The 24,503-nt window shown below is 39.7% G+C and carries 23 protein-coding genes; 11 read left to right on the forward strand and 12 right to left on the reverse strand.

Translation table 11 applies throughout. The features are described from left to right. The first annotated feature begins 1,137 nt into the window (after nucleotides 1–1,137). Genes PTUN_RS06825 through PTUN_RS06835 form a run of 3 tightly spaced genes read left to right on the forward strand, consistent with a single transcriptional unit; the run spans nucleotide 1,138 to nucleotide 5,427 of the window. Complete coding sequence (locus PTUN_RS06825) at nucleotides 1,138–2,514, forward strand: MATE family efflux transporter (protein ID WP_009839476.1); 1,377 nt, start codon at nucleotides 1,138–1,140, stop codon at nucleotides 2,512–2,514. After that, nucleotides 2,511–4,505 (forward strand): excinuclease ABC subunit UvrB, encoded by a 1,995-nt coding sequence (uvrB, locus tag PTUN_RS06830; RefSeq protein ID WP_009839477.1) that lies wholly within the window; start codon nucleotides 2,511–2,513, stop codon nucleotides 4,503–4,505. The genes PTUN_RS06825 and uvrB overlap by 4 nt, the downstream gene beginning before the upstream one ends. Next, nucleotides 4,498–5,427, forward strand: a complete 930-nt coding sequence (locus PTUN_RS06835; protein ID WP_009839478.1) for a class I SAM-dependent methyltransferase — start codon at nucleotides 4,498–4,500, stop codon at nucleotides 5,425–5,427. Before uvrB ends, PTUN_RS06835 begins: the two co-directional genes overlap by 8 nt. 16 nt (nucleotides 5,428–5,443) lie before the next feature. Here the strand turns inward: PTUN_RS06835 and PTUN_RS06840 are convergent, their stop codons facing one another. The 3 genes from PTUN_RS06840 to queC all read right to left on the reverse strand — a co-directional run bounded on the left by PTUN_RS06840 (nucleotide 5,444) and on the right by queC (nucleotide 7,320). Then, nucleotides 5,444–5,686 carry a hypothetical protein gene (locus tag PTUN_RS06840; protein WP_009839479.1) on the reverse strand — a complete coding sequence of 81 codons (243 nt, stop codon included), beginning with the start codon at nucleotides 5,684–5,686 and terminating at the stop codon, nucleotides 5,444–5,446. A 100-nt stretch (nucleotides 5,687–5,786) separates the two neighbouring features. Beyond that, nucleotides 5,787–6,572 (reverse strand): hypothetical protein, encoded by a 786-nt coding sequence (locus PTUN_RS06845; RefSeq protein WP_009839480.1) that lies wholly within the window; start codon nucleotides 6,570–6,572, stop codon nucleotides 5,787–5,789. A gap of 88 nt (nucleotides 6,573–6,660) precedes the next feature. Beyond that, nucleotides 6,661–7,320 carry a 7-cyano-7-deazaguanine synthase QueC gene (queC, locus tag PTUN_RS06850; protein ID WP_040644113.1) on the reverse strand — a complete coding sequence of 220 codons (660 nt, stop codon included), beginning with the start codon at nucleotides 7,318–7,320 and terminating at the stop codon, nucleotides 6,661–6,663. Nucleotides 7,321–7,472: 152 nt separating this feature from the next. On the opposite strand from queC, the gene queE reads away from it, so the two are divergent. After that, nucleotides 7,473–8,138: a 7-carboxy-7-deazaguanine synthase QueE gene (gene queE, locus PTUN_RS06855; RefSeq protein WP_009839482.1), complete on the forward strand. Its 666-nt coding sequence runs from the start codon at nucleotides 7,473–7,475 to the stop codon at nucleotides 8,136–8,138. Between the two features lie 74 nt (nucleotides 8,139–8,212). On the opposite strand, the gene PTUN_RS06860 is transcribed toward queE, so the two are convergent. The 5 genes from PTUN_RS06860 to PTUN_RS06880 are packed head-to-tail and all read right to left on the reverse strand — an operon-like array spanning nucleotide 8,213 to nucleotide 11,713. Next, a complete protein-coding gene (locus tag PTUN_RS06860; RefSeq protein ID WP_009839483.1) occupies nucleotides 8,213–8,644 on the reverse strand; it encodes a DUF2069 domain-containing protein in 432 nt (143 codons plus the stop codon). A gap of 3 nt (nucleotides 8,645–8,647) precedes the next feature. Then, nucleotides 8,648–9,199: an NAD(P)H:quinone oxidoreductase gene (gene wrbA / locus PTUN_RS06865; RefSeq protein ID WP_009839484.1), complete on the reverse strand. Its 552-nt coding sequence runs from the start codon at nucleotides 9,197–9,199 to the stop codon at nucleotides 8,648–8,650. Further along, nucleotides 9,199–9,546: an arsenate reductase (glutaredoxin) gene (gene arsC, locus PTUN_RS06870; protein WP_009839485.1), complete on the reverse strand. Its 348-nt coding sequence runs from the start codon at nucleotides 9,544–9,546 to the stop codon at nucleotides 9,199–9,201. The genes wrbA and arsC overlap by 1 nt, the downstream gene beginning before the upstream one ends. A 51-nt stretch (nucleotides 9,547–9,597) precedes the next feature. Then, complete coding sequence (gene bepA / locus PTUN_RS06875; RefSeq protein ID WP_009839486.1) at nucleotides 9,598–11,046, reverse strand: beta-barrel assembly-enhancing protease; 1,449 nt, start codon at nucleotides 11,044–11,046, stop codon at nucleotides 9,598–9,600. A 1-nt stretch (nucleotide 11,047) separates the two neighbouring features. Continuing rightward, nucleotides 11,048–11,713: a hypothetical protein gene (locus tag PTUN_RS06880; RefSeq protein ID WP_040644195.1), complete on the reverse strand. Its 666-nt coding sequence runs from the start codon at nucleotides 11,711–11,713 to the stop codon at nucleotides 11,048–11,050. A 186-nt stretch (nucleotides 11,714–11,899) separates the two neighbouring features. Between PTUN_RS06880 and PTUN_RS06885 the strand changes: the two genes are divergently transcribed. Together PTUN_RS06885 and PTUN_RS06890 are read left to right on the forward strand one after the other, a co-directional pair. Then, nucleotides 11,900–12,130, forward strand: a complete 231-nt coding sequence (locus PTUN_RS06885; protein ID WP_009839488.1) for a hypothetical protein — start codon at nucleotides 11,900–11,902, stop codon at nucleotides 12,128–12,130. After that, the gene (locus PTUN_RS06890; RefSeq protein ID WP_009839489.1) at nucleotides 12,123–13,190 is read left to right on the forward strand and encodes an AI-2E family transporter; all 1,068 of its coding nucleotides are present in this window, start codon (nucleotides 12,123–12,125) and stop codon (nucleotides 13,188–13,190) included. Before PTUN_RS06885 ends, PTUN_RS06890 begins: the two co-directional genes overlap by 8 nt. A gap of 104 nt (nucleotides 13,191–13,294) precedes the next feature. Here PTUN_RS06890 and bcp read toward each other — a convergent pair whose 3' ends face one another. Next, nucleotides 13,295–13,765: a thioredoxin-dependent thiol peroxidase gene (bcp, locus tag PTUN_RS06895; RefSeq protein WP_009839490.1), complete on the reverse strand. Its 471-nt coding sequence runs from the start codon at nucleotides 13,763–13,765 to the stop codon at nucleotides 13,295–13,297. Between the two features lie 9 nt (nucleotides 13,766–13,774). Then, nucleotides 13,775–14,308, reverse strand: a complete 534-nt coding sequence (locus tag PTUN_RS06900) for a glycine cleavage system transcriptional repressor (protein WP_009839491.1) — start codon at nucleotides 14,306–14,308, stop codon at nucleotides 13,775–13,777. A gap of 252 nt (nucleotides 14,309–14,560) precedes the next feature. Here PTUN_RS06900 and bamC point away from each other — a divergent pair, with 252 nt between their 5' ends. Both bamC and PTUN_RS06910 read left to right on the forward strand, forming a co-directional pair. After that, nucleotides 14,561–15,622, forward strand: coding sequence for an outer membrane protein assembly factor BamC (gene bamC, locus PTUN_RS06905; protein WP_009839492.1), 1,062 nt, complete (start codon nucleotides 14,561–14,563; stop codon nucleotides 15,620–15,622). A gap of 152 nt (nucleotides 15,623–15,774) precedes the next feature. Continuing rightward, the gene (locus tag PTUN_RS06910; RefSeq protein WP_009839493.1) at nucleotides 15,775–17,148 is read left to right on the forward strand and encodes a YjiH family protein; all 1,374 of its coding nucleotides are present in this window, start codon (nucleotides 15,775–15,777) and stop codon (nucleotides 17,146–17,148) included. A gap of 29 nt (nucleotides 17,149–17,177) precedes the next feature. On the opposite strand, the gene PTUN_RS06915 is transcribed toward PTUN_RS06910, so the two are convergent. Continuing rightward, the gene (locus tag PTUN_RS06915) at nucleotides 17,178–17,375 is read right to left on the reverse strand and encodes a DUF2897 family protein (RefSeq protein WP_119081553.1); all 198 of its coding nucleotides are present in this window, start codon (nucleotides 17,373–17,375) and stop codon (nucleotides 17,178–17,180) included. A 162-nt stretch (nucleotides 17,376–17,537) separates the two neighbouring features. Between PTUN_RS06915 and PTUN_RS06920 the strand changes: the two genes are divergently transcribed. After that, nucleotides 17,538–18,872, forward strand: coding sequence for an ankyrin repeat domain-containing protein (locus tag PTUN_RS06920; protein WP_050760045.1), 1,335 nt, complete (start codon nucleotides 17,538–17,540; stop codon nucleotides 18,870–18,872). A 182-nt stretch (nucleotides 18,873–19,054) separates the two neighbouring features. Continuing rightward, the gene (locus tag PTUN_RS06925) at nucleotides 19,055–21,304 is read left to right on the forward strand and encodes an aminotransferase class V-fold PLP-dependent enzyme (protein WP_009839496.1); all 2,250 of its coding nucleotides are present in this window, start codon (nucleotides 19,055–19,057) and stop codon (nucleotides 21,302–21,304) included. Between the two features lie 66 nt (nucleotides 21,305–21,370). On the opposite strand, the gene PTUN_RS06930 is transcribed toward PTUN_RS06925, so the two are convergent. Then, a complete protein-coding gene (locus PTUN_RS06930; RefSeq protein ID WP_009839497.1) occupies nucleotides 21,371–22,393 on the reverse strand; it encodes a LacI family DNA-binding transcriptional regulator in 1,023 nt (340 codons plus the stop codon). Nucleotides 22,394–22,741: 348 nt separating this feature from the next. Here PTUN_RS06930 and pgi point away from each other — a divergent pair, with 348 nt between their 5' ends. Further along, nucleotides 22,742–24,388 (forward strand): glucose-6-phosphate isomerase, encoded by a 1,647-nt coding sequence (gene pgi / locus PTUN_RS06935; protein WP_009839498.1) that lies wholly within the window; start codon nucleotides 22,742–22,744, stop codon nucleotides 24,386–24,388. Nucleotides 24,389–24,503 lie beyond the last annotated feature (115 nt).

Consider the following 24,503-nt stretch of genomic DNA (forward strand, 5'->3'; position numbering starts at 1 on the left):
GTAACTGCTATCCTTAGCATGCATCACATTATCTATATAAAATTGCAATAAAATCAAGACTATTAATTTTTCATTCAGTTCACTTAGTTGTAGAGTGCAGCATAATTGGTTGGCTTTATTTCAAAGTGTTGCAATTGAACCCTTTGATAGATTCTTAGCGCTTAAATACTTACTCCCTCGGGTCGCGACGCGTCACGGTGCCCTTTGTGGTAAAAATGTCGTTGGCATAACTGGGCAGTTTGCTCAATCCAACCGCCTTGCACATTCTAAGCTATTAAGCACACAAAAAAATCAATGAGCGAAGCGCCTTGATAGCCTTGGTGGTGAATATGTTGAGATTTTATTACCCCAGAAACCACTCAAAACTTTACTTTATCGTCTATTGGTGCTGCTTTAAGCAGGGTTTAAACCCTGCTTAAAGCTATATAAAATTAAATCTCAGAGACGTTAGCGCTTAGCCTAATAAATTCAAGGTAATTAAGTAGGAAACAGTTTAAAACTGATTTTACGTTGTTTAGCGTGTTTTTATCATTTTACCCCGCGCCCTTAATTGATAATTGTGCTTTTTATCATTTTACCCCGTGGCGTTTATCATTTTTGGTCGTCGGTTACAGCACTCAAAAAAAGTTAAAATTTTTTACTTTAGGGGATCTGTAAGGTGGTCTGATTAGCGCAAGCCTTGTTTGGAAAGGATTTGATTTAGTTACCCACAGTTTCTGTGGATAACTCTGTTTATGAAACTTTGAAAAGGTATTTCAAGCCTTTAAAATAGAGCCCTACAGCCAGATCAAGATTTATTTCATTTTTATTTTTTCCTTTATTATCAGTTGGTTGTATAAGTCAAATTATTTAATTTAAAAAAAATGTAAAATTACACTGGACAGAGATTAAACAAATCAAGTTGTGCAAAAATAAAACATCTCCAGCGAGAGTTGTTACTAACATGTAAATTAATTTGATCTGTTTTGTTTGTTTTTACCATTTTTGATTTTATTTTTTTCTGTTGCTTTAGCTATTTATTTTCTGTTATTCACAATTCATTTCTGTTTACAGTTTATTTCAAGTGTTTTACGACATTTAGATAGAAGCAGGCTGAGGGATGTTTTAGAATGGACGCCCCTGAAAATAGGCGTCAGTATGCAAAATAATTCATCTAAAAAAATCGATTTACTCGCAGATCCGATCCCTGCAACACTCAAAAAAATGACAGTTCCTATGTTAATCGGCATGATCACGCTCATGCTGTTTAATTTAGTTGATACCTTTTTTGTTAGTTTACTCGGCACCGATCCCTTAGCTGCCATTAGTTTTACCTTTCCGGTGACGTTTACCGTTATTAGTCTCGCCATTGGCTTGAGCATTGGTACCTCTGCTGTTATTGCAAAAGCATTGGGGTCGGGTGATTTAGCCCAAGCACGATTTGATGGGGTGGTGGCGCTGATCGTATCAGCTTGTTTTGTGGCAGTATTGGCTTTTATCGGTTATCTCAGCATTGATTATATTTTTGCGTTACTTGGCGCAAGCCAAACTTTAATGCCGTACATTCATGATTATATGGCGGTGTGGTTTATTGGTAGTGTGATTTTAATTACGCCCATGATAGGCAATGCGGTGCTACGCGCCAGTGGTGATACTAAAACACCAAGCATTATTATGGGCTTTGCTGGCATAGTGAATGCGATTTTAGATCCGATGCTGATTTTTGGTTTTGGCCCAATTCCGGCAATGGGTATCAAAGGGGCCGCCGTTGCGAGCGTGATAGCTTGGAGTTCGGCTGTGGTGCTTATTTTGTATATTTTAATTAGTCAAAAAAAGTTATTGAGTTTAGATGCTGGCCAGCAAACCTTTATGCGTGCCGCGAGAAAAATCCTTAAAATTGGCGTGCCTGCAGCGAGTGCAAATATGCTTACACCAATAGCCATGGCTGTCATGACGGCAATGGTGGCTAAACATGGTGATACCGCGGTGGCAGCATTTGGTGTTGGTAGCCGAATTGAATCGATTGCGTGTTTGGTGGTGCTTGCATTGTCTATGACATTACCGCCGTTTGTGAGCCAAAATTTTGGGGCGGGGAAAATCGAACGGGTTGAAGAAGCGTATAAAACCGCATTAAAATTTATTTTGGGCTGGCAGTTAGGTATTTATTTGGTGCTAGTAGCGAGCTCTTACTGGTTAAGCCGTGCGTTTGCGTCAGACCCACATGTTATTGAAGTGATTCAGCTTTTTATGTGGATCTTGCCACTTGGGTACGGCATTCAAGGAATTATTATTTTATCAAACTCCTCGTTTAATGCCTTACACTTACCGATGAATGCTTTGCTGTTGAGCATAGTTCGACTCTTTATTTTCTATTTACCTTTTGCGTATTTAGGTAATGTAATTGCTGGCTTAGAAGGGTTGTTTATTGGTGCGGTAATCGGCAATGTGTTTACCGCAGCGATTGCGTATTATTGGTTTACTCATTCGTTAGTGAATGTAAGTAAACAAAATAAAAAACAAGAGTGTACAGTATGAGTGATGTCTTTCGTTTGCAGTCTGATTTTCAGCCAAGTGGCGATCAACCCACTGCAATCAAACAGCTTTGTGAGGGGTTAGACGCGGGGCTTGCCCATCAAACCTTACTGGGTGCCACAGGTACGGGTAAAACATTCACCATGGCCAATATTATTCATAATTTGAATCGGCCCACCATTATTATGGCGCACAACAAAACCTTAGCGGCGCAGCTTTATGGTGAAATGAAGGAATTTTTTCCTGACAACTGTGTTGAATATTTTGTTTCTTATTATGACTATTATCAGCCAGAAGCCTATGTTGTCGCGAGCGATACCTTTATTGAAAAAGATGCTTCGATAAACGAGCACATTGAGCAAATGCGTTTGTCGGCCACCAAAGCCTTGCTTGAGCGCAGAGACGTTATTATTGTGGCATCGGTGTCGGCCATTTATGGTTTGGGTGACCCTGATTCATATATGAAAATGATGCTGTTGCTCAAAGTGGGCGAAAAGGTTGATCAGCGCGATATGCTGCGGCGTTTATCTGAATTGCAATATACCCGTAATGATATCGATTTTCAGCGTGCGACTTATCGAGTACGCGGTGAAGTGGTCGATATTTTTCCGGCTGAATCTGAAACCTATGCGATTCGGGTAGAGATGTTTGATGATGAAATTGAGCGACTGAGCATTTTTGACCCTCTGACTGGTGCGGTTGAAAAGCATATAGTTCGGGCGACTATTTATCCTAAATCTCATTACGTTACCCCGCGAGAAACTATTTTAAAAGCGACTGAAGAAATTAAAGCAGAGCTGAAACAACACCGTGAATTTTTACTCAAACACAATAAATTAGTGGAAGAACAACGGGTAGCGCAGCGCACTCAATATGATATTGAGATGATGGTGGAGCTTGGTTATTGCTCTGGGGTTGAAAACTACAGCCGTTATTTATCGGGTCGAGCTCCTGGCGAGCCACCGCCAACCTTGTTAGATTATTTGCCTGACGATAGTTTAATGATTATCGATGAATCTCATGTCACTGTATCGCAAATTGGTGCCATGTATAAAGGCGATCGCAGTCGTAAAGAAAACTTAGTTGAATATGGTTTTCGGATGCCATCAGCGATGGATAATCGCCCACTTAAATTTGATGAATTTGAAGCCATTGCGCCGCAAACCATTTATGTATCGGCCACCCCTGGCGAATATGAGATTACGCGTTCGTGCGGTGAAGTCGCCGAGCAAGTTATTCGACCAACTGGCTTACTTGATCCTGAAATTGAAGTGCGACCGGTTGCGACCCAAGTCGATGATTTACTTTCTGAAATTTATAAACGGGTTGAATTAAAAGAGCGGGTTTTAGTGACGACGCTAACAAAACGAATGTCAGAAGATTTAACTGATTATTTGGCAGATCATGGCGTTAAAGTGCGTTATTTGCACTCAGATATCGATACCGTTGAGCGCATTGAGATTATTCGTGATTTACGATTGGGCGTATTTGATGTTTTAGTTGGTATTAACTTGCTGCGCGAAGGCCTTGATATGCCTGAAGTATCATTAGTCGCTATATTGGACGCTGATAAAGAAGGTTTTTTACGCTCAACTCGCTCGTTAATTCAAACCATTGGCCGTGCTGCGCGCCATCTAAGCGGTCGGGCAATTTTGTACGGCGATAAAATCACAAAATCAATGGCTGCTGCGATTGAGGAAACCGAGCGACGACGTGAAATTCAGCATGCTTATAATATAAAACATGGCAAAGTGCCCATGGCGTTACAGAAAAAAGTAACGGATATTATGGACGTGGGCACAACGGTTACTTCGGAGCAAATGACGGCGGTTAATGATGCAAGTTATGCTGTCTTGTCAGCAGGCCAAATCGCTGAAAAAATTAAGAAATTAGAAAGCAAAATGATGCAACATGCTCGTGAGTTAGAGTTTGAAAAAGCCGCTCAAGTACGAGATCAAATCCAACACTTACAACATAGTTTAATTAATGCCTAATTTAGATTTTACCCCACTCATTACTGCTCTTAAAGCAGCGCCAATTGCAAACAAAGAGCTTGCTCGTGTCTTTCATGGCCGAGGCCACTCGTTTGCAACCCTTGAACACTTAAACTTAGATTTTTATCCCCCTTATTTGTTTTTAGTGGGTTATGAACCGTTAGCTGAGCAAGATTTAGAAGCTTTAACCAGCCAAATTACCAAGGTGATTGCCAGTGATTGGCCAAGTGAAATTGATGGGCTTATTTATCAAGACCGTTCAGTTCAGCCAGTGCAGTCACAGGTATTAATTGGCACTGATCCGGGCTCATTTGTGATCCAAGAGCTGGGTATTCAGTACCACGTTGAATTAACACGCAGCCAAAATACCGGGATTTTTCCTGATATGAGAGTGGGGCGTGAGTTTGTAATGCGCCATGCTCGTGATGCCAAAGTATTAAATTTGTTTTCATATACCTGTGGATTTTCGCTTGCTGCCATGCAAGGAGGTGCTTACACCGTTGTTAATATGGATATGAATAAAGGCGTATTAAAAGTCGGGCAAAATAACCACCGTTTAAATCAGTTTGATAAAAACGTCAGTTACTTTCCGCACGATATTTTAAAATCGTTTGGTAAGTTAAAAAAACTCGCGCCATTTGATTTGCTTATTATAGATCCACCTAGTTTTCAAAAAGGCAGCTTTGTTTTAACCAAAGATTATCAAAAGATTATTCGTCGCTTGCCTGAGTTGATGGCCCCGGACAGTGTTGTATTACTGTGTGCTAATAGCCCAGAATTAAGTGAACCTGCGTTTAAAGCCTTAATTGCAGCGCACTGTGATAATCAACTCATTTTTATTGAGCGCTTAGCTGCTGCCCCTGGGTTTATTGAAGTAGATAGCGACCGTAGTTTAAAAGCGTTGGTATATAAAAAAGTGTAAAAAATCGTCTGTAATATTACAGACGATTAATTTCATCTTTTAATGAGTAGTTTTTATCTGTCACTATGGTCTCAAGTGCTGCAACGCGGCGTTTGAGATCGGTGATTGTTTGTTGTAATTCTTGCGCTTGTGCGTCACTCGACAGGTTATGTTTAAGCGTTTTTTCTTTAAATTCAAGGTGCTTTTTATACATATCGTACATCACACCAAATCCTACCGAAATAAATACAATTAATACCACCATGGTTGTACCTGTCATGTTTGTTCTCCGTTCATTTTTATGATTATCTGAGTATGGGTTAATCTGCATTATCTGTAATAATTAGGGCCTCGCCAAGTGACAAACGTCATCGATTTAATTATGCGGTACACGCAGGATATGCTGCTAAGGTACTTTGTGCAATGTCAGCTAGTTGCTGCTGTGTTATCTCATCAATTGCCACTGTTGTTAACGGTTCGAGCGTAACTTGCTGATCTGCGCTAATAATGTAATAAAACACCAAAGCAGTTAAGAAGCTGCCTAATAACTGCGCATGGTTGCCATCGGGTCGATAGAGTTGTAGCTGAGGATATTGGCTCAGTGCTTCATTCCATGCCAAACCGATAGGAGCGATGCAGCTTGAATTCTGCTGGGTGATCCGCTGATGCAACTGGTGTACGCGGGTGCCTTCTTCAGGGTTGCCTTGTTGGGCATGCTCTGGAAATAAAATTGGCGTAGCACTGATGTTTTTAACTTGTTCAATCCAATGTAAAGCACCATCTATGGGGTAGTCCACTGTACCTGATACGGAATATTTTTGTGCTTGTAAGATGACATGAGTCCAAGGCTGTTGCTGTATTAACTGATTACTTTCTGGGTCGGTGACTCTTTCATCTAAGAAAAGAGCCTTACTTGCACGAGTGTAACTAACCGTTTTTTGAGGGTAATTGGTCGTGATCAACGCGCTAATGAGGCCGCCTAAATCATTTGAGGCAACATGACTATTACCAAATAGCAAAATAAAATAATTGTTTTCGCTGCTGTTATCTGTGATGGGCGTATTGGAAACGGGCGGTACATTAATAATAGGGGGAGCAGTTGCTTTATCTTGGTTATTGCAGCCCATGAGCAATAAGCTTATGAGCATAAAAGTATGCTTAATCATGTGGTTTCTCCGTCTTTGAGCAGATCACCATACTTAATTTGGTACAAAAAAGAAACCCTGCAAAAGCAGGGCTGATTTTAGCGTTTGATTAAGCTTCGTATGGCAGAGGGTCAACCACATCATTAAGGCGAAATGCTTCTAAACGCTCTTGGCAGGCTCCACATTTTCCACAGGCTTTTTCACGGCCGTTATAACAGGTCCATGTATGGCTGTAATCTAATCCCATTTTTAAACCATCGGTTAAAATATCAATTTTAGTATTATTTAAATATGGGCTGACGATTTCAACGGCATCGTAGTTAGCAATTTTGCACACGTCACTCATTTTTTGCACAAATTCTGGGCGACAATCTGGATAAATTGCGTGATCACCTGAATGGGCACCATAATAGACTTGGCTTGCTTTTAAAGAAACAGCGTAACCGACCGCTAACGATAATAAAATCATGTTTCGGTTAGGCACTATGGTACTTTTCATGCTTTCTTCTTGATAATGTCCTTCTGGCACATCAATATCATCAGTAAGCGAAGAGCCACCAATTAATTGATTAATAGCAGAAATATCAACAATTTTATGAGGAACATTCAGAGCCTGACAGACCTGCGCCGCAACTTTTAATTCTTTAACATGACGCTGGCCATAATCAAATGATAGCGCATAGACCTCATGGCCTTCGGAAATGGCTTTGTTAAGCACGGTGAAAGAATCCATTCCTCCGGAATAAATTACAACAACTTTTTGCGGCATATTTGTCTCGCTCTCAGTATAATAGAGGTTTTTGTCAGGGCGCGATATACTACACGTTAGCTGACAAAATAACAATTTTAGTGCTTTATTTTGTTTTATTGACGCAGGATTGTTATCTGCTCCATAGCGTTTAAATTAATAGGAAATCTTTTTTGTATAAAATTAATGAGATATTTGAAACCATCCAAGGTGAAGCCAGCTTTACTGGGATGCCGTCTATTTTTGTGCGTTTACAAGGCTGTCCAGTCGGTTGTGCTTGGTGCGATACCAAGCAAACTTGGGAAACCTCAGATACTTATAAAGTTGATTTACAAAAAACGGTAGAGAAAAAGGCCGACTCAGAGCTGTGGGCTGATGTTACTGTAGCGCAACTGTTGGCTTTATTTGTTGAAAAAGGATATCAGGCGAAGCATATCGTGATCACCGGTGGTGAGCCTTGTATGTATGATTTAGTGCCTTTATGTGAAGGTTTACATGCAGCAGGTTATGGCACTCAGGTTGAAACCAGTGGCACATTTGAAATTAAAGTGCCTGCTGAAACCTGGGTGACGGTGTCGCCAAAAATTAATATGCGTGGTGGTTATGCGGTATTAAAAAGCGCAATGCAACGCGCAAATGAAATTAAACATCCAATTGCAATGCAGCGCCATGTAGATGAGCTTGAGCAATTAATGGCTGAATGTGGTGTCACACCAAAATTGATTTATCTGCAACCAATTAGCCAAAAAGCGAAAGCAACACAATTGGCGATTGAAGTCTGTAAAGCTAAAAACTGGCGGTTATCGGTACAGGTGCATAAGTATTTAGGTATTAATTAACTTGTTTATGTGTGCTTAAAAATAAAAAAACGCTCATTTGAGCGTTTTTTATTATTGAATAAAACCGTATGCAGCTATTTGGAGTCGTGACTGTGCGCTTCTTTTTCTTCGGCTAGCTCATCTTTTAACTTTCTGATTTTTAACCCTAACTCTTGACCGCGATGGCGTGAATAGTAGGTGCAACCAACAAACATAGCGCTGGCAAAAAGCAGTTCGAGCAATACGAATAACCGTTCTTCTGGGCTGACCCATAGCAGGGTAAAACCGTGAATAAAATAAATCATTACAATGAAATTAGCCCACGCATAGGTATAGGTTTTATCTTCAATAATGCCTTTGAGTGGCAGCAATAAAGGCAAAATATAGACTAGGAAAATAAAGCCATTGCTGTGAGCGTCCCGAGGTGAAAACATGAACATCCATAACGGCATTAAAATCAACAGGCCAATGTAACCAAAGAGGGCAAGGCGCTGAAATTTTTTGGTAATACTTTTCTTTTCTATCATGATTTAGAGTAACTTTTTAGTGAGTGTGGCTAAACGTTTACCAACAGCGTGGCAAATTTTAATTTCGTGTTGGCTCAGTGTATTACTGTTATTAAGCCCTGCAACGTGAGTAGCTCCATACGGTGTGCCACCACTTTGTGTGCTGGCAAGCTCTGGGACATCGTAAGGGACGCCCAGTAACATCATGCCATGATGTAATAAAGGCAGCGCAAGGCCTAATAGGGTTGTTTCATTACCGCCATGCATGCTTGAGCTGGCACTAAATACACAAGCTGGTTTATCAATCAATAGACCTTTGAGCCAAATATCACTGGTAGTTTCCCAAAACAGTTTTGCTTGTGCTGCCATCATGCCAAAACGGGTGGGTGTACCAAACGCTAAAGCGCTGCAATGAATTAAATCATCTTTTGTCACCACAATATCTTGCGGTTGCTGCGCACTAAAGGTCCGTAATTTAACTTCCATCCCATGTTGTTCAATTGCATCCGCAATTTCATAGGCTAGATTTCTTACAGAACCATTGCTTGAATGATAAAGTACTAAAATATAAGCCATTAAAATAACACTAATACACTTTCGGGTGGGCGTCCAACAGCAGCTTTCTCACCGTGGACAACAATAGGGCGCTCAATTAATTTAGGGTATTGATGCATTGCTGCAATGAGTGCCTCTTCATTGCTTTCATCTTTAAGACCAAGCTCTTTATAAAGATCTTCTTTGGTGCGCATTAGTTGGCGGGCAGAATCATACCCGAGTTGCGCGATGATTGTTTTTAAGGTCTCGATACTTGGCGGGGTGGCTAAATACTCGATGATTTCAGCCTGAATTTGGTGTTCACCTAATAACGATAATGTTTCTCTTGATTTTGAACAACGAGGATTATGATAAATTTTAATCGACATATTGGCACCCTTTTAACAATTTTGGCTATTGTAGGCAAAGCCGAGCAAGACTTAAAGCCTTGCTAGGTCTTTTTGCATTTGGCGATATTGTTTTAACAATGCTTTTAAGCGCTGTTGTTTAATATCTTCGTTCGATTCAACAAAATTGAGCGCTTTTTGAATTTCGTCAGACGCTTGTTGATAGCCACCATTACTGGCCATGATGCTGGCAAGTGTTTCGTGATACGCCGCTTTTTTCTCTTGGCGTTTGTAACAATCAGCCAATAATTGTTTTGCTAAGCTGTGGTTCGGTTTTTCTAGCAGAAAGTTTTTTAGCAATGACTCTGCTTCGTCGAGTTGTTTTGCGCTCATTGCAGCATTGGCCAAATTAAGAGTAATGACCTGATTATTTGGTTTTACTTCGTGATGCGGGATCAGCATTTTAACTGCTTCAGCGGCTTTATCTTGCGCTAATAACAAATCGGTTTTGGTATCAAGATAAAAAGGGTTATTGCTATCGTCGGCTAATAGGTCGCTTAATAAGGTTTGAGCTTCTTCAAATTGTTTTAAGTCGACTAATGCCAGCGCTAAACCGTATTGTAGAGCGCGTTTATCTATTGAGATTGATTTTTTTAACTCGCTGCGAAAAAAAAGTTCGGCATTTTCTGTTTTGTCGGCAAAGCGGGCGATAACACGGCTTTTAGCCAATAAAAAATCTAGGCTCGAAGGGACATGTTTGACTGGGAATTGCTCTGCGCGCAGCCGTACATCTGAAACACGGCTATCAGGTAACGGATGGGTAAGTAAAAATACCGGTGGTTTTTGTTTAAAACGTAACTGTGCTGAGAGTTTGCCTAAAAACTCACTCGATGAGCGCGGGTCAAATCCTGCGTTATTCATAATTGTCATGCCAATACGATCGGCTTCTTGCTCTGCACCACGGCTATGGCTCATTTGACTTAAAGCAGATTGGGTTTGGTTAGCTGAAATAATGGCCATGCCAGCATCGGGTGCCACTATGGTTGCTAAAATACCCGCTATCATACCTGCAATACTGAGGGGAGCATTTTCTTGTTGTGCTTGAATTCGACGCGCAAGGTGGCGCTGTGTGACGTGGGCAATTTCGTGGCCAAGTACAGATGCAAACTGATTTTCGTCATCAGCATTTAAAATCAGACCTGTGTGAACACCTACATGACCGCCGTAAAATGCAAACGCATTAATATCTGAATTACGAAGCCAAAAAAATTTAAATGGAAAACGGACATCATTGGCATTAGCAACCAGTTTGTTACCTATGTTGGTGAGGTATTCATCTAAAACAGGGTCATCAAATACTGGTGAGGCACTTTTTACCTTCATCATCATCAATTCTCCCACAGCTTGCTCTTTATCAATTGAAAGTGCACTGACTGCGGATGTGCCTAAGTCTGGTAAATTAAACGACGTTTGTGCCGTAACATAAGGTGAGAATGCGAGATAACTACTTAAAACAACTGCGAGTCTTGTCTTTTTGTTCATTTTATTCCTTGTCAGCAGGACCTGAGCTTATTAAGCGGGCTAATGCCAATTCGTCTTGGTCAACAGTACGCTCTTTTTCACATAAATCGTAAAAATCTTTTATTGAGACGCCTTTAACCTTCACTATGTTCAATTCTTGTTTTAAAAATTCAATTATTTTGTACACAATTTTGTGCGAATAAATCAGTAGGGCTTTATCGGCATCGTCACCCCGTTGAAAATAAAATTGAATGTATTTATGTAACTGATTAATTCTTAATACTAATTTCATAGAATACGGGTCCCAGACTCGAAATTCCATATGTTTATTGTTACTAATGTATTGGTCTATTTCTTTATCTTTGGCATATGGGTAAGCATGGAGCTCAAAACCGCGTTCGGTAAAGGTTTGGTACAGAGCGATACGAGGTTTAGTATCAGACTCAATCATGCCAGCTAAATTGATGGAGCCACCTAATAGTTCTATATTCCAGTTACGTTTATCGATTAGGCGTTTAACGGCGTTATCAAACCCGTGGGTTAAAATTCCTTCAGATTCTGCAAGCGATGATGCCACTAAATGATAAAACGGCGGGAGTTCGCCCCAGTTAAGCTGTTTTTTATACCAATTAATCTCTTTTAAGGTTGGATTTGCGGGTAACTGCGCTTTATTGTTTTGACTTGACATAAAATCTACCTGCACAAAGAAGGTTTTAGCATAATTCATTGTTACTATGAGGTATACGCCCTTAGTTTTAAAAATAGCAAAATTCACCTTGTTTGAATGCTATTTAGGCAAATAATTTCATTTCAGTTTACCAGTTAGGCCGAGCAGGCGTATGATATGACAACGTTATAATTTGATTAAGTAAATATGTTAACGTGTGATTTAAGGGCGTTTGTTTGTCCGCAATTATTTGTTTTGTTTAAATACCAGTTAAAGCAGGTTGATTTTACCAAGCAAAGTATTGAATTTACTCTTTTAGCACAAAGTGATAGCGCCGATATAGAACGTTATTTAACCGCTAATCACTTTGTTTACCAAATTACGCTTACCAATAAACTAAAAACTATTTTTGTTATGGAGCAAGGCCGCCGTGTTTGAATTTGTAAAGTTATGGTACGAAAGGAAATTTTCTGATCCTCATTCAGTAACGTTGTTTTTTGTGAGCATTGCGATTGTGGCTTTGCTGTATTTTGTCGGCTCGCTGATTATTCCTGTGCTGGTGGCCGTTGTCATCGCATTCTTGCTTGAATGGCCGGTGCAAAAAATGACTCAAATTGGCAGCTCGCGATTAACCGCTTCTGCTTTAGTTATGTTGTGTTTTAGCAGTTTAGCGATTGCATCGTTTATTGGCATTGTGCCGGTGCTTTGGCAGCAGTTAGCTAATTTTCTGCAAGAAGCCCCTCATATGCTCGAAAAAGGAAAAGCATATTTATTACAGTTACCGGCTCAATACCCAGAGCTGATTACTTCGATGCAAATTCAAACTTTAGTCGGCGCAGTTGAAAATAAGTTTATTGAATTTGGCCAAATTATTTTATCGAGCTCGCTCACATCACTTAAAGATATTGTAGCGTTATTGATTTATTTGATTTTGGTGCCTTTATTGGTCTTTTTTATGCTCAAAGATAAAAAAGAATTAGTAGGAGGTGTAAGCAGATTACTGCCAGAGCAACGGCGCTTATTGAGCCAGGTGTGGCGTGAAATGCATCAGCAAATTATGAATTATATTCGTGGCAAAGTGATTGAAATTTTAATTGTGGGTGGCGTTTCGTTTATTACTTTTGCGCTATTTGATTTACGTTATGCAGCACTACTTGGCGCGCTGGTTGGTTTTTCAGTATTAATTCCATTTGTTGGCGCTGCGTTAGTGACCATTCCTGTTGCTGCTGTAGCTTTATTTCAGTTTGGCTTAGCACCTGAGTTTTGGTACATCATTATTGCTTACGGCATTATTCAAGCGTTAGACGGTAATGTATTAGTCCCCGTGCTTTTTTCTGAAGCAGTCGATTTAAACCCTGTTTATATAATAGTGGCGGTGTTATTTTTTGGTGGTTTGTGGGGTTTTTGGGGCGTGTTTTTCGCAATACCTTTGGCATCACTGGTGCGTGCATTAATCAATGCTTGGTCGAGTGAACAAGAAAAAGTCGCAGTGGAATAACGCTGTGTCATAAACAGTATCAGGAAAAGCAAAAAGGCACCGAGGTGCCTTTTTTAATGGATTTTTTAGCGTTTTAAAAGCTAGTTAACCAAAACTGAGATTAATTATTGTTGGCTCAATACTGCTAATACCACTTGATGATGGTCTTTAGTTTTAAACTTATCAAACACATGCTTAATCGTGCCATCTTGGCCTACTAAGAAGCTTAAACGGTGAATGCCGTCGTATTCTTTACCCATAAATTTTTTATAGCCCCATACACCAAATGCATCGGCAACAGCATGGTCTTCATCAGATAATAAAGTAAAATTAAGCTCTTTTTTATCGGTGAAATTGGTTAGGCGTTTTACTGGGTCGGGGCTGATTCCAACAATTACAGTATTGTGGGCATCAAAATCCGCTTTATGATCACGTAAGCCTTCAGCTTGAATAGTACAGCCAGGAGTTGAGGCTTTTGGATAAAAATAAACTAATACTTGATGCTGTTTTAATAGCTCAGCCAATGCAACCGAGTTGCCTTGTTGATCTAATAAAGTAAAAGAAGGGGCTGTTTGGCCTGCTGTTAATGTATTCATAATTATTCCTCAGCGGATGCGTCTTAAAATGTGTTCAAGTTGAAACTCATTACACAAGTTTTCGAATTTAAGTTTAAATTCGTCAAACTCAACATCAAAAGGTAAATTAATCTCAAGTTCAGAGCGCATATGCAATGCCCCCTCACAATCGAAGGTATCCGATTTTAGTGAACTGATACTAAGATGATATTGCGCTAATAATTTAGTTACACGACTTAACGTACCGGGCGCATCTACACCTGAATATTCAATGGTATAACCTGCGCTGTATTCACTACTTTGATGACTTGATGTGCGTTTCATCATTGTTAGCAAACCCAGCTCAACGCTTTTAGTTGGTAAGGTATGTTCAATTCGGCTAATGGCAGACATATCGCCAGCAAGTAACATGATAAAGGAAAATTCGTTACCTAATATGGCAATGCGGCTATCGATGATATTGCAATTACAGTCGCTAACTAATTGCGTTAATGCACCAACAATACCTGGGCGATCTTCGCCGATGGCAGTCACAACCAGTTGTTGATTGGAAAATCCAGACATTTATTCCCCCCGATGTTCATTATGGCGGCGAAGCTTAACACAAAGGCCAACAAAATATTAGCCATTCTTGTTTTTGCGCACAGGTAAACGTAACATAGGCGCGTTTTAGCTATCGGGTTATGCACAAATTAGTGTAATCTTACTAACAATAACAATAGGGTCTTAACAAGATCTTAAAAATACACTGAACCATTTAGGCATCGCCGACTCAAAGCTAGGTATTTTTTCACGGCATGCAAAGGAGAATTATTAGTGCAGTATTGGATTCGTAACACTTTGGTGTTGAGTGTCATCGCAGGGCTTTCAGGTTGTAGCGTATTTACAAATGATGCCCATCACGAAAAAAATTATCGTGTTTCAGAGCCGCTAAAAGTTCCAGCGAATCTAACAAAACCATACCAAGATCCTGAATATGCAATGGAGCCTAAGCAGTATCAAAAGGTTTCGGCCCGCGACAGCTTAAAACCACCTGCACAAGCGCTTAATATTGCAAGTGGCAGTTGGGTTGAAGAGGGTGATAAAATTGCGAGGATCTTTTTTGATAAGCCTGATGGTGTTATCGATCTCAAAGCATTTTTATGGCAATCACTACAAGATTTAATTACTGAGTATCAAGCAGCACCTACAGCATCAAATGAAGCAGCAGGTACCCTTGAAACCGATTGGTATGCGTTAACAAAACCAGAAGATGTGTGGTTTTGGCAAACTCAAGATGAAGTCAGCAAACAACGTTTTGCCTTTAATATTGAGCAAAAAGAACATCAGCGTACAGCATCTATGACTGTCACGCTTCTCGATTATCAAAGCAAAAATGAACCCTTAACGGGCGTATTAAAACAACAGCTTGAAGTGGCTGCATTGAATTCGTTTGTGACTCAATACGATTTTAATTATCGCCAGTTTGCGATTAAGCAGCAGCAAGAGCGCGGTTTAATTTCGCTTAATATGGGTTTTGATAATAAAGGTAATGCATCGCTAGTCACAGAACAAGAATACTTATTAGTATTTGAGCGTTTTACCGGTTTGCTTGAAAGTTTGAACTTTGCAATTACTGAGCTTGATGATAAAACTGGGTTAATTGCGGCCACCTACGATAAACCAGACGCCAGCGTTTGGGATTCGATTTGGGGCGATGATTTATCAGAGTTACCGCTTGAAAGTGGCAAATATCAAATCTTAATTGAGAAGTTACAAACAGGTGGTACTAGCTTGACGTGGATGGATGGTGAAGGTGAAACATTAGAGCCAGGAACCATGAACGATTTACAGCAAGCCCTTGTTAAAGTATTACGTAAAAAAGGCGTTGATATTTAATCGTTATTTGAAATAACTCAGCCTCATTTATCCTTTGAATGAGGCATGATAGCCAAAAGAAAAGAGCACGTGCGGCTCTTTTCTTTTGTCTGTTTTAAAGCAGTCATTAATGTGCTCGCTCACCTTAATGTAACAATAAAAAAGGCAAAAACATGCAACAAGAACACGTTGAAGAACATAACCTCTATCACTGGCGCACTTTATTTGCGTTTATTGTCCCATCTTTAATTGGTATTTTTCTATTTATGACGCCCATCCCTTTAGGAGAGGTGTTTACCATTCCAATTGCGGTGCTTGCTAAACAAGTCCAATTATTGGTTGCAAACCACATCACTGCAATTGTCACTGGTGTAATTTGTTTCACTGCAATCAGTGGCTTGCTGGTTAAAATTTTTAAACCTGTATTTATTACTCGCATTGGTTTTTTAAATCACCTTTTTGCGGTGAGTTACGTTTGGGTTGTAACGCGCTTAGTTGGTATGGTATTTGTGGTGATGACCTTTTTTAAAATAGGCCCAGCAGCCGTGTACTCAGACAGTACAGGCCATTTGGTATTGCATGATTTGATGCCTGTTTTGTTTTCTGTCTTTATTTTGGCGGGATTATTATTACCACTGTTACTTAACTTTGGTCTACTTGAACTGGTGGGTACCTTATTAACTAAAGTCATGCGCCCGTTGTTTGGCGTGCCTGGTCGTAGTGCGGTCAATTGTGTAGCATCTTGGCTTGGTGATGGCAGTGTCGGTATTTTGATGACGGCAAAACAGTATGAAGAAAAATTCTTTACCGCCAAAGAAGCGGCTATTATTGGAACTACGTTTTCTGCGGTTTCAATCACGTTCAGTTTAGTTGTAATAGGGCAAGTAAAGTTAGAGCATCTATTTGCCCCATTTTATTTAACTGTGTGTTTAGCGGGTATCGTTGCTGCGCTGATTGTGCCGCGTTTACCACCTCTTAGTTGGAAAAAACATCAGTACATTGATGGCACGGTTCCTGATGGTGATAACGAAGCTTTACCAGAAGGTAAAACCCTTTTTAAGCATGGTTTACATGTTGCATTAACTAAGGCCTATAACGCAAAAGGTTTTAAAGGCACTTTAGATGAAGGCTTGAAAAATGCGTTTGATATGGTGTTTGCGGTATTGCCGGTTGTAATGGCTGTAGGGACATTTGCGTTATTAGTTGCTGAATATACACCAGTTTTCCAGATACTTGGCACACCATTTATCCCATTCCTTGAGTTGTTACAAATACCTGAAGCTGAAAAAGCCGCGCAAACAATCGTGGTGGGTTTTGCCGATATGTTCATTCCATCAATTTTGGCTGCCAACTCGATTGAAAGTGATGTAACACGTTTTATTATTGCTGCGATGAGTGTCACTCAATTGATTTACATGTCAGAAGTAGGGGCGTTATTGCTTGGTAGTAAAATTCCGGTCAATATCCTTGAGTTGTTTGTAATCTTTTTGCTGCGCACGTTGATCACTTTGCCGGTTATTGCATTAATGGCTCATTGGTTGGTATAAGGTTATAGAATGAAAAAAACGAACACGTTTTAGTGTTCGTTTTTTTTTGCCGTTTTTTCTGCATTTTGCCGTTTTTCTTGTTCCGCTAACGACGCTTTTGCTTTTTCGATTGGGTCTTGATTAAATTTAGTGAGGTCAAATTTTGCGCTATAACGCAACAATGCTAAATTCCCCCAAATAAATCCAACCACAATCACGATGATGCCGATAATTTGCCACGTTTGCATGGTCATTTTCTCATTTATTTACAGCTTATTAAGTGTGCGTTAATTCTGAGCAAAAGTCATTATTAAAAAGCGCTGAGTGCAGTGATTAACGCTTTTTGCGCTGGGATTTTCCTGTTACCATTACGGCCGAAGTTGACTGTGTTTTATGTGTGGAGAGATGTTTTGTCTAATGAAAATGTGCTGATTTGGCCCAAGCAATATCCTTTGTTAATAAAGGGCTTGTTAGAGCAAAATGGCGCGCATATTTTAGATGCTTTAGAGCAATGGCCCGTTTGTCAGGAAAGAATTGACGATAAAGGGATTGCACTAACGGTACTTCCACCTTTATTTTATTTGTTGTGGCAAAAGCCTGCAGAGCCGTTTCAAGGTTGCTGCTTTCAACATATTTATGAGTATGATGATGATGAGCAGCGCTATATAGAACAAGTGCTTGCCCATTTAAAAAGCCAATCTATGTCAAATGAGCAGGTAACATTTTTATTGCTCGAACGGTTGCTCAATTATTTGCCGATAAAAAGCCAGTTTATTCAGTACAGTCAATTAAGCTTGGCACGTTTGTGTCATCAGCTTCATGCGTATCAAATTTTGCAATATTCATTGGCCCAAGGATTAGTATTATCACAAGACGATGTAATGTCTCTTTGGCGTGATGAAGAGTTGCATGCTTTACTCGCTCCTTATTTAAAAACAGCGGTTGAGCAAACCCCACAATTGGTGCAAATTTTAACTGAGCGTTTATTGCAAGGTGAAGATTATTTTGGCTTGCTGGTGGCATTACAAGAAGATGACACTGATTTAAATTTACTCGAACAAGCGCTATTGGCTCATATTAAAGATAAATCAGCAAAACAAAGCTTGTGTAAGCGTTTTTTAACCCAAGGTGCGACGGGTTGTGTTGCTGATGAGCAAGGTTGTACAGCCATGATGTGGGCGGCTGAACGCGGCTTTGTTGATATATTAGTGAATAATTTATCTCCAACAACGCTTAAATCTGTTGATAAAGCGGGCAATACTTTGTTGCATTATGCAGTACTTGGGCAAAGTGAATCATGCATAGCGTTACTGTTAAAAAATGGCGTTGATTACACTAAAAAGAATAAAGCTGGGCAAACAGCCTATCAAACTGCTGTAGATCAGGGTTTTAGGTTAGTATTGCGTCAGTTTGAAAAAGATTTTGGTATTAAGGAGCTCAGTGCAAAGCAACAAATTAAACGTATCGATATTGTACATTTACTGCATGCATTGGTTTGTTGGTTGTTACCATTACAATTGTTTTTCTTTTTTAAACCCGATTTTGATTATAAAGTTGAAAGTTCATTCTTTATTGTGATCAGCACATTATTAATGCTGTTTTATGCTGTTAGTCTTAAGCGATGTAATTTATACCCATATATCAAGCATCCTTGGAGCCTATTTTTATTAAGAGTGATGTCATCTATTAGTTTACTCGGTCAAATGTTACTTCTTTTTGTGGTTGTTATCACAATTTTGACTTAGTTTTAGTGCTGTAAATCATTCACAAAAGGTCTGCCGAAATGCAGACCTTTTTTTGTTTGTAGTTAAAACGGTGTGTTAAAGCATAAAAATGAGCAAGATCACTTAAATTGGTTATTAGCGATTTTTCGAAATTTGTGTAACATAGGTTATAAGATATAACTTAAAGTGATATAGAGTTGACCATGCCAAACAATATTCAATTGCAACTAGATAATAACCAAATTTATTTAGATGCAAATGCGACAACTGCCGTATTACCTCAAATTGCAGAAGTCGTGTCTCATGCGATGAAAGTATGTTTTGGTAATCCTTCTAGTTCACATATTACCGGTATTAAAGCCAAGCATTTGATGGAGCAAACACGGCTATTGGCTAAGACGGTAATAGGTGCAAAAACAGGGCAAGTGCTGTTCACATCGGGTGCAACCGAAGGGATCCAAACCGCGATAGTCTCTGCTTTGTTGAGTCAGAAAAATCATAGCATTAAAAAACCAGTATTACTGTATGGTGCAACAGAGCATAAAGCTGTGCCTAATACGTTAAAGCATTGGAATGCAGTGCTTGAAATTAATGCAGAGATTTTGGCCATTCCTGTTAACCCTGACGGTTTGTTGGATTTAACTTTTATTGCAGAGCATGTGCCAAACGCATTAATGATTTGCACTATGGCTGTGAATAATGAAACTGGGGTTTTTCAAGATTTAGAAAAATTAGAACATGCCATTCGAAATAATAATTCAACAGTTGCTTGGATGGTTGACTGTGTTCAAGCGCTCGGTAAAACCTCATTAAAACTAAGTGATACCAGTATTGATTATGCCCCTTTTTCTGGCCATAAGTTATATGCTCCAAAAGGGATTGGCTTTTTATATATCAGAGAAAACAGCGCTTACACGCCTTTTATTGCCGGGGGTGGGCAAGAAAGTGGTATGCGTTCAGGGACCGAAAACTTACCTGGGATCGCGGGGCTTAATTGTTTATTTAATTTATTACTTGATGAACAACAAACTGTGTTTAAATCTTATTCGCAATTGCTTGCTTATCGAGAGCAATTAAGTCAAGTCCTACAGTTTGTTTTTCCTGAAATTGTATTTAATCATGATTTTAATAAGTCAGTACCCACAACAATAAACTTTGCAGTGAAGAATGTATCTAGCAAAGAGATTATGGACTTATTTGATGCCGCAGGCATCAGGGTCAGTGCGGGTTCGGCCTGCAGTTCTGGAGCTTCTCGCAGTTATGTGCTTGATGCCATGAGCGTGCCAAACTGGCAATCAGAAAATGCAATTCGTTTGTCTTTTGGTCCTGCTGCAACCCAAATAGAAATTGATTTGGCATGTAAGCGTATTTCGCAGCTTAAGTCGGTTTTAGCATCGGCTTGTTTGATTGTTTCTGACCGTGAGCCTCTGGGTGATAAAGAAGTTTGTTCACTTGGTCTTAGCCAATTTAGGCATCAAGGCGCGTGTAGCTGGCTGTTTGTAACCGATGAAAAACAAGCCGTGGTTATTGACCCTGTTTTGGAGCTGATGCCTCGTTTAATTAATGTAATTCAAGGCCAAAAGTTAGAACTAGTTGCTGTGCTGGCCTCTCATCAGCACCCTGAACAAGAATCAATGATAGAGCTGTTTTACCAAATGGCGCAGCTTGAGCCTTTAGCTGCAATGAATCATTTAGGTTGGCCAGTGGGTGTGCAATCATTGAGATTAGGGCAGTACGAATTAAGTGCGATAGCAACACCAGGTCACATATCAGATAGTGTGAGCTATCTACTAAAAAATAATGGGGTTACTGAGTTATGTTTTTGTGGCGATTTAATTTTAACGGGTGGGCTTGGTCGAACTAACTTAGAACAAGGCGATGCTGGAATTATGTATCAATCGATACAAGCATTATCAGAGCAAGTAACAGCGAACACGCTAATGTGCTCATCACATGACTATTCGCAAAGTTTTGCAACTGATTGGCAAACTCAAATACGAACAAATCATCTTTTAGAGCAAGTTGTTAATGGTATCATTACGCAAAATGACTTTATTACGCAAAAAGTAAAAATTGATGAAACCCTAGCGCAGCAAAACGAGTATTTTTGTGGGGCGGTATTGAACGTGGCAACCGATCCTTTGATAGAGCAATCATTAGAGGACGCTATTGAGATGGTGTCGGATAACGTTGCGGTCCTGATTGATATTCGAGAGTCTTATGAACATAATGCTTCGCTTCCACAAAAGATGTTTGGCATTAATGCTTCACAAGTCATTAATATTCCGCTCAATCGTATATCGGATGCGATTTGGCAAGGTAAACTGTCTAAAAACCAATCATATGTATTGTTATGCCGCAGTGGTAATCGTTCAAGGCAAGCATGCCTGAATTTAAAACAGTTAGGCTTTGAGCATGTCTTTAACATTAAAGGTGGAATGGCACTGGCTTAAATATTTTTAAAAATTAAACAAAAAAGCCATCATCCGATGGCTTTTTTGTTATGAACAATCACATGTTTATTCTAAAGCGCCAGTGCTATCACGGATCACAAGTTCAGGTGTAAACATTTTGCGTAACTCTTTTGGCTTGTTACGTGTACCTCGTGTTTTGGTAAATAATAACTGAGCTGCGTGCTGTGCAATCGTCTCAATTGATTGATGTGCAGTCGTTAGTTTTGGCCAAGTTTGGCGAGAGAAGGGGTTATCTTCAAACCCAGCAATCGAAAGTTGCTGAGGGATTTTTATTGTCATGAGCCGTGCCGCGAAAAGGGCACCAGCCGCAATTTCATCATTACAGGCAAAAATAGCGGTGACTGACTTATTCTCGCTTAATAAGGCTTTGGCATTATTAACACCAGACTCAAATGAGTAGTGACCATCGATGATTAAGGCATCATCAATGTTGATGTTATTGCTCGATAATGCCTCTTTATAGCCAGCAAGGCGTTCAAGAGTTGATTTATGTTCTTTATCACCAGATAAAAAAGCTATATTGCGATGGCCAAGTCCAATTAAATGCTCGGTGATAGCAAACGAAGCATCTCGGTCATTAACAAAAATACAGTCAGTTTGGGTCTCTTCGGTTTGGCGACCAGATAAAACTCGAACGTAGTTCACCTCGAGTTTATCTAGCGCTTCAATAACATCTTCACGTTCAGACAGTGGAGGCGTTAAAATCAGCCCAGAAATACGAGCACGAGTCACCATGGTAGTTAACTCTTCGAGCATATTTTCATCTTTACCAGAGCAAGGGTGAATAAGTAATTCATATCCTTCATCTTTACAGCGCGATAAAATACCTTTTTGCATGTCAAGGACATAATAGGCGTTTGGATTATCGTACACTAAGCCAACAGTAAAAGACTTTGTACCAGCCAAGCTACGTGCAGCAAGGTTAGGTTGGTATTTTAATTCGTTAACCGCTTTCATTACCTCATCATAGGTTTTTTTGCGTACTGATGGTTCGTTGTTCATCACACGTGAAACGGTTTTCATTGATACGCCAGCTAGTTTTGCGACGTCATTAATCGTTACTTTCATATTGTTATTCTATATTCGAATACAGCGTAAAATATCAGACCGGATCATTACAAAAACAGACCCTGTCGCGACCCCTTTAACTCATGTGAGCTTGATGTTTAACTTTTTTATTTACATCAATCGAATTGATTTAACCTAGTCTATCTAACTTCTGACTAAGATAGCAGAAAATATTTCATAATTAGCGATGACAACGGTGTCAAATATTTCTTTTGGAGTGTTGACAGCGTTGTCATTTTTACTTATTGTTAACTTCTATCAAATAAAGTCATTCTAATAAATAGGATTGACTTGTAGTTAAGTAGTTAATTTTACCTTGGGGTAGAGCTAACTTTTTGAGGAATTAATATGAGTAACCGTACTGCATTGCCTAGTTGGCAATCATTGCAATTGTTAGCAAAAAACATTCAAGGTGTTCATCTAAAACAGCTTTTTTCAGATGATGCTGAACGTTTTGAGCGCTACTCAATTGCAATCGATGGATTACTTTTTGATTACTCTAAAAATTTAATTACACCTGAAATTCACGAGCAATTATTAGCATTAGCCAAAGACGTTAATTTAATCGAATGGCGCGAAAAAATGTTTCGTGGCGAAAGAATTAATTTTACCGAAAATCGTTCAGTATTACACACGGCATTGCGCCAGCGCGCAGACAACCCTTTTATGCTTGATGGCGAGAATATTAATCAAGCGGTACATACTGAATTAAAAAAAATGAGCGTATTTGTTGAACAAGTACGTTCAGGTGCATGGTTAGGTTATGATAATCAAGCGATCACTGATGTGGTGAGTATCGGAGTTGGTGGTTCAAACCTTGGCCCACAAATGGCCACGGAAGCGCTCAAGCCTTATGCAGATGACAGATTAAACGTGCATTATGTCTCTAATGCTGATGGTGTTCAAATTCATCAAGTATTAGCAAGGTTAAATCCGGCAACAACATTGTTTGTGGTTTCTTCAAAAACCTTTACTACATCAGAAACAATGACCAATGCACGCACCGCATTAGCGTGGCTAAATGCTGCGACAGATGTTGAAGGCGCAGTAGCAAAACATTTTGTAGCTGTTAGCTCAAACCTCACTAAAACCGCTGAGTTTGGCATTGATAGTGCCAATGTTTTTGCTATGTGGGATTGGGTAGGAGGACGTTTTTCGCTTTGGTCTGCCATCGGTTTACCGATTGCACTGTATTTGGGTTTTGATACGTTTACTGAATTGTTAGCTGGGGCTGCTGATGCGGATGAGCACTTTTTTAATACCGAGCTAAGCCAAAATATCCCTGTGATTATGGCGCTTTTGAGTGTATGGAATACCTCGTTTTTAGGCGCAAAAGCGCAAGCAATTTTACCTTATGATCAAACTATGCATATGTTGCCTGCGTATTTACAACAAGCAGAAATGGAAAGTAATGGAAAATCAGTTACGTTTGCAGGTGACTCGGTTGATTATACGACCGTGCCATTAATTTGGGGGATGACAGGTATAAACGGGCAGCATGCTTTTTACCAGTATCTGCATCAAGGTACCACAATTGTACCTGCTGATTTTATTGGCTCAATTGAGCCAAGCGTTGCGGTTGGTCATCATCATCAAGTATTAATGTCGAATTTCTTTGCTCAGACCCAAGCATTAATGAATGGTGTAGATGCAAATGAAGTGCGTGCAGCGCTCGGTAAAAAAGGGCTTAGCGATACAGAAATAGAACAGTTAGTAGCACATAAAGTTCATCAAGGTAATCGACCAACAACGTCTATTATCTTAGATAAAATTGATGCCAGAGGCCTTGGTCGTTTAATCGCATTTTATGAACATAAAATATTTTGCCAAGGTATCTTGCTTGAAATTTGTTCATTTGATCAATGGGGCGTTGAGCTTGGCAAGGGGCTTGCGAGTAATATTGAAGCCGAGCTTGCGACTAATAATATTGTTTTAGGTCATGATAGCTCGACTAACGGCCTAGTTAATTATTTTAAACAAAAACGTACAATCTAGAATTTAGTTAATCACAGTTGTGATTAATGATGAGTAGCGCTGGCGGCTCGAAGATTATCGGGGTTCAACTCTGTGATCTTCGAGAGCCATTTTACTCAACCATATACCTTTGAAC

The organism is Pseudoalteromonas tunicata (assembly GCF_002310815.1).
In the GTDB taxonomy this organism is placed as follows: domain Bacteria; phylum Pseudomonadota; class Gammaproteobacteria; order Enterobacterales; family Alteromonadaceae; genus Pseudoalteromonas; species Pseudoalteromonas tunicata.

Bases quoted from the DNA above. Each gene is read 5' to 3' on its own strand.
- PTUN_RS06840 (WP_009839479.1), bottom strand. From the start codon at position 5,686: ATGACAGGTACAACCATGGTGGTATTAATTGTATTTATTTCGGTAGGA.
- PTUN_RS06825 (WP_009839476.1), top strand. From the start codon at position 1,138: ATGCAAAATAATTCATCTAAAAAAATCGATTTACTCGCAGATCCGATC.
- PTUN_RS06930 (WP_009839497.1), bottom strand. From the start codon at position 22,393: ATGAAAGTAACGATTAATGACGTCGCAAAACTAGCTGGCGTATCAATG.
- PTUN_RS06910 (WP_009839493.1), top strand. From the start codon at position 15,775: ATGCAACAAGAACACGTTGAAGAACATAACCTCTATCACTGGCGCACT.
- PTUN_RS06845 (WP_009839480.1), bottom strand. From the start codon at position 6,572: ATGATTAAGCATACTTTTATGCTCATAAGCTTATTGCTCATGGGCTGC.
- arsC (WP_009839485.1), bottom strand. From the start codon at position 9,546: ATGTCGATTAAAATTTATCATAATCCTCGTTGTTCAAAATCAAGAGAA.
- queC (WP_040644113.1), bottom strand. From the start codon at position 7,320: ATGCCGCAAAAAGTTGTTGTAATTTATTCCGGAGGAATGGATTCTTTC.
- PTUN_RS06885 (WP_009839488.1), top strand. From the start codon at position 11,900: ATGTTAACGTGTGATTTAAGGGCGTTTGTTTGTCCGCAATTATTTGTT.
- PTUN_RS06880 (WP_040644195.1), bottom strand. From the start codon at position 11,713: ATGTCAAGTCAAAACAATAAAGCGCAGTTACCCGCAAATCCAACCTTA.
- wrbA (WP_009839484.1), bottom strand. From the start codon at position 9,199: ATGGCTTATATTTTAGTACTTTATCATTCAAGCAATGGTTCTGTAAGA.
- PTUN_RS06860 (WP_009839483.1), bottom strand. From the start codon at position 8,644: ATGATAGAAAAGAAAAGTATTACCAAAAAATTTCAGCGCCTTGCCCTC.
- PTUN_RS06915 (WP_119081553.1), bottom strand. From the start codon at position 17,375: ATGCAAACGTGGCAAATTATCGGCATCATCGTGATTGTGGTTGGATTT.
- bepA (WP_009839486.1), bottom strand. From the start codon at position 11,046: ATGAACAAAAAGACAAGACTCGCAGTTGTTTTAAGTAGTTATCTCGCA.
- PTUN_RS06925 (WP_009839496.1), top strand. From the start codon at position 19,055: ATGCCAAACAATATTCAATTGCAACTAGATAATAACCAAATTTATTTA.
- PTUN_RS06835 (WP_009839478.1), top strand. From the start codon at position 4,498: ATGCCTAATTTAGATTTTACCCCACTCATTACTGCTCTTAAAGCAGCG.
- PTUN_RS06900 (WP_009839491.1), bottom strand. From the start codon at position 14,308: ATGTCTGGATTTTCCAATCAACAACTGGTTGTGACTGCCATCGGCGAA.
- bcp (WP_009839490.1), bottom strand. From the start codon at position 13,765: ATGAATACATTAACAGCAGGCCAAACAGCCCCTTCTTTTACTTTATTA.
- uvrB (WP_009839477.1), top strand. From the start codon at position 2,511: ATGAGTGATGTCTTTCGTTTGCAGTCTGATTTTCAGCCAAGTGGCGAT.
- pgi (WP_009839498.1), top strand. From the start codon at position 22,742: ATGAGTAACCGTACTGCATTGCCTAGTTGGCAATCATTGCAATTGTTA.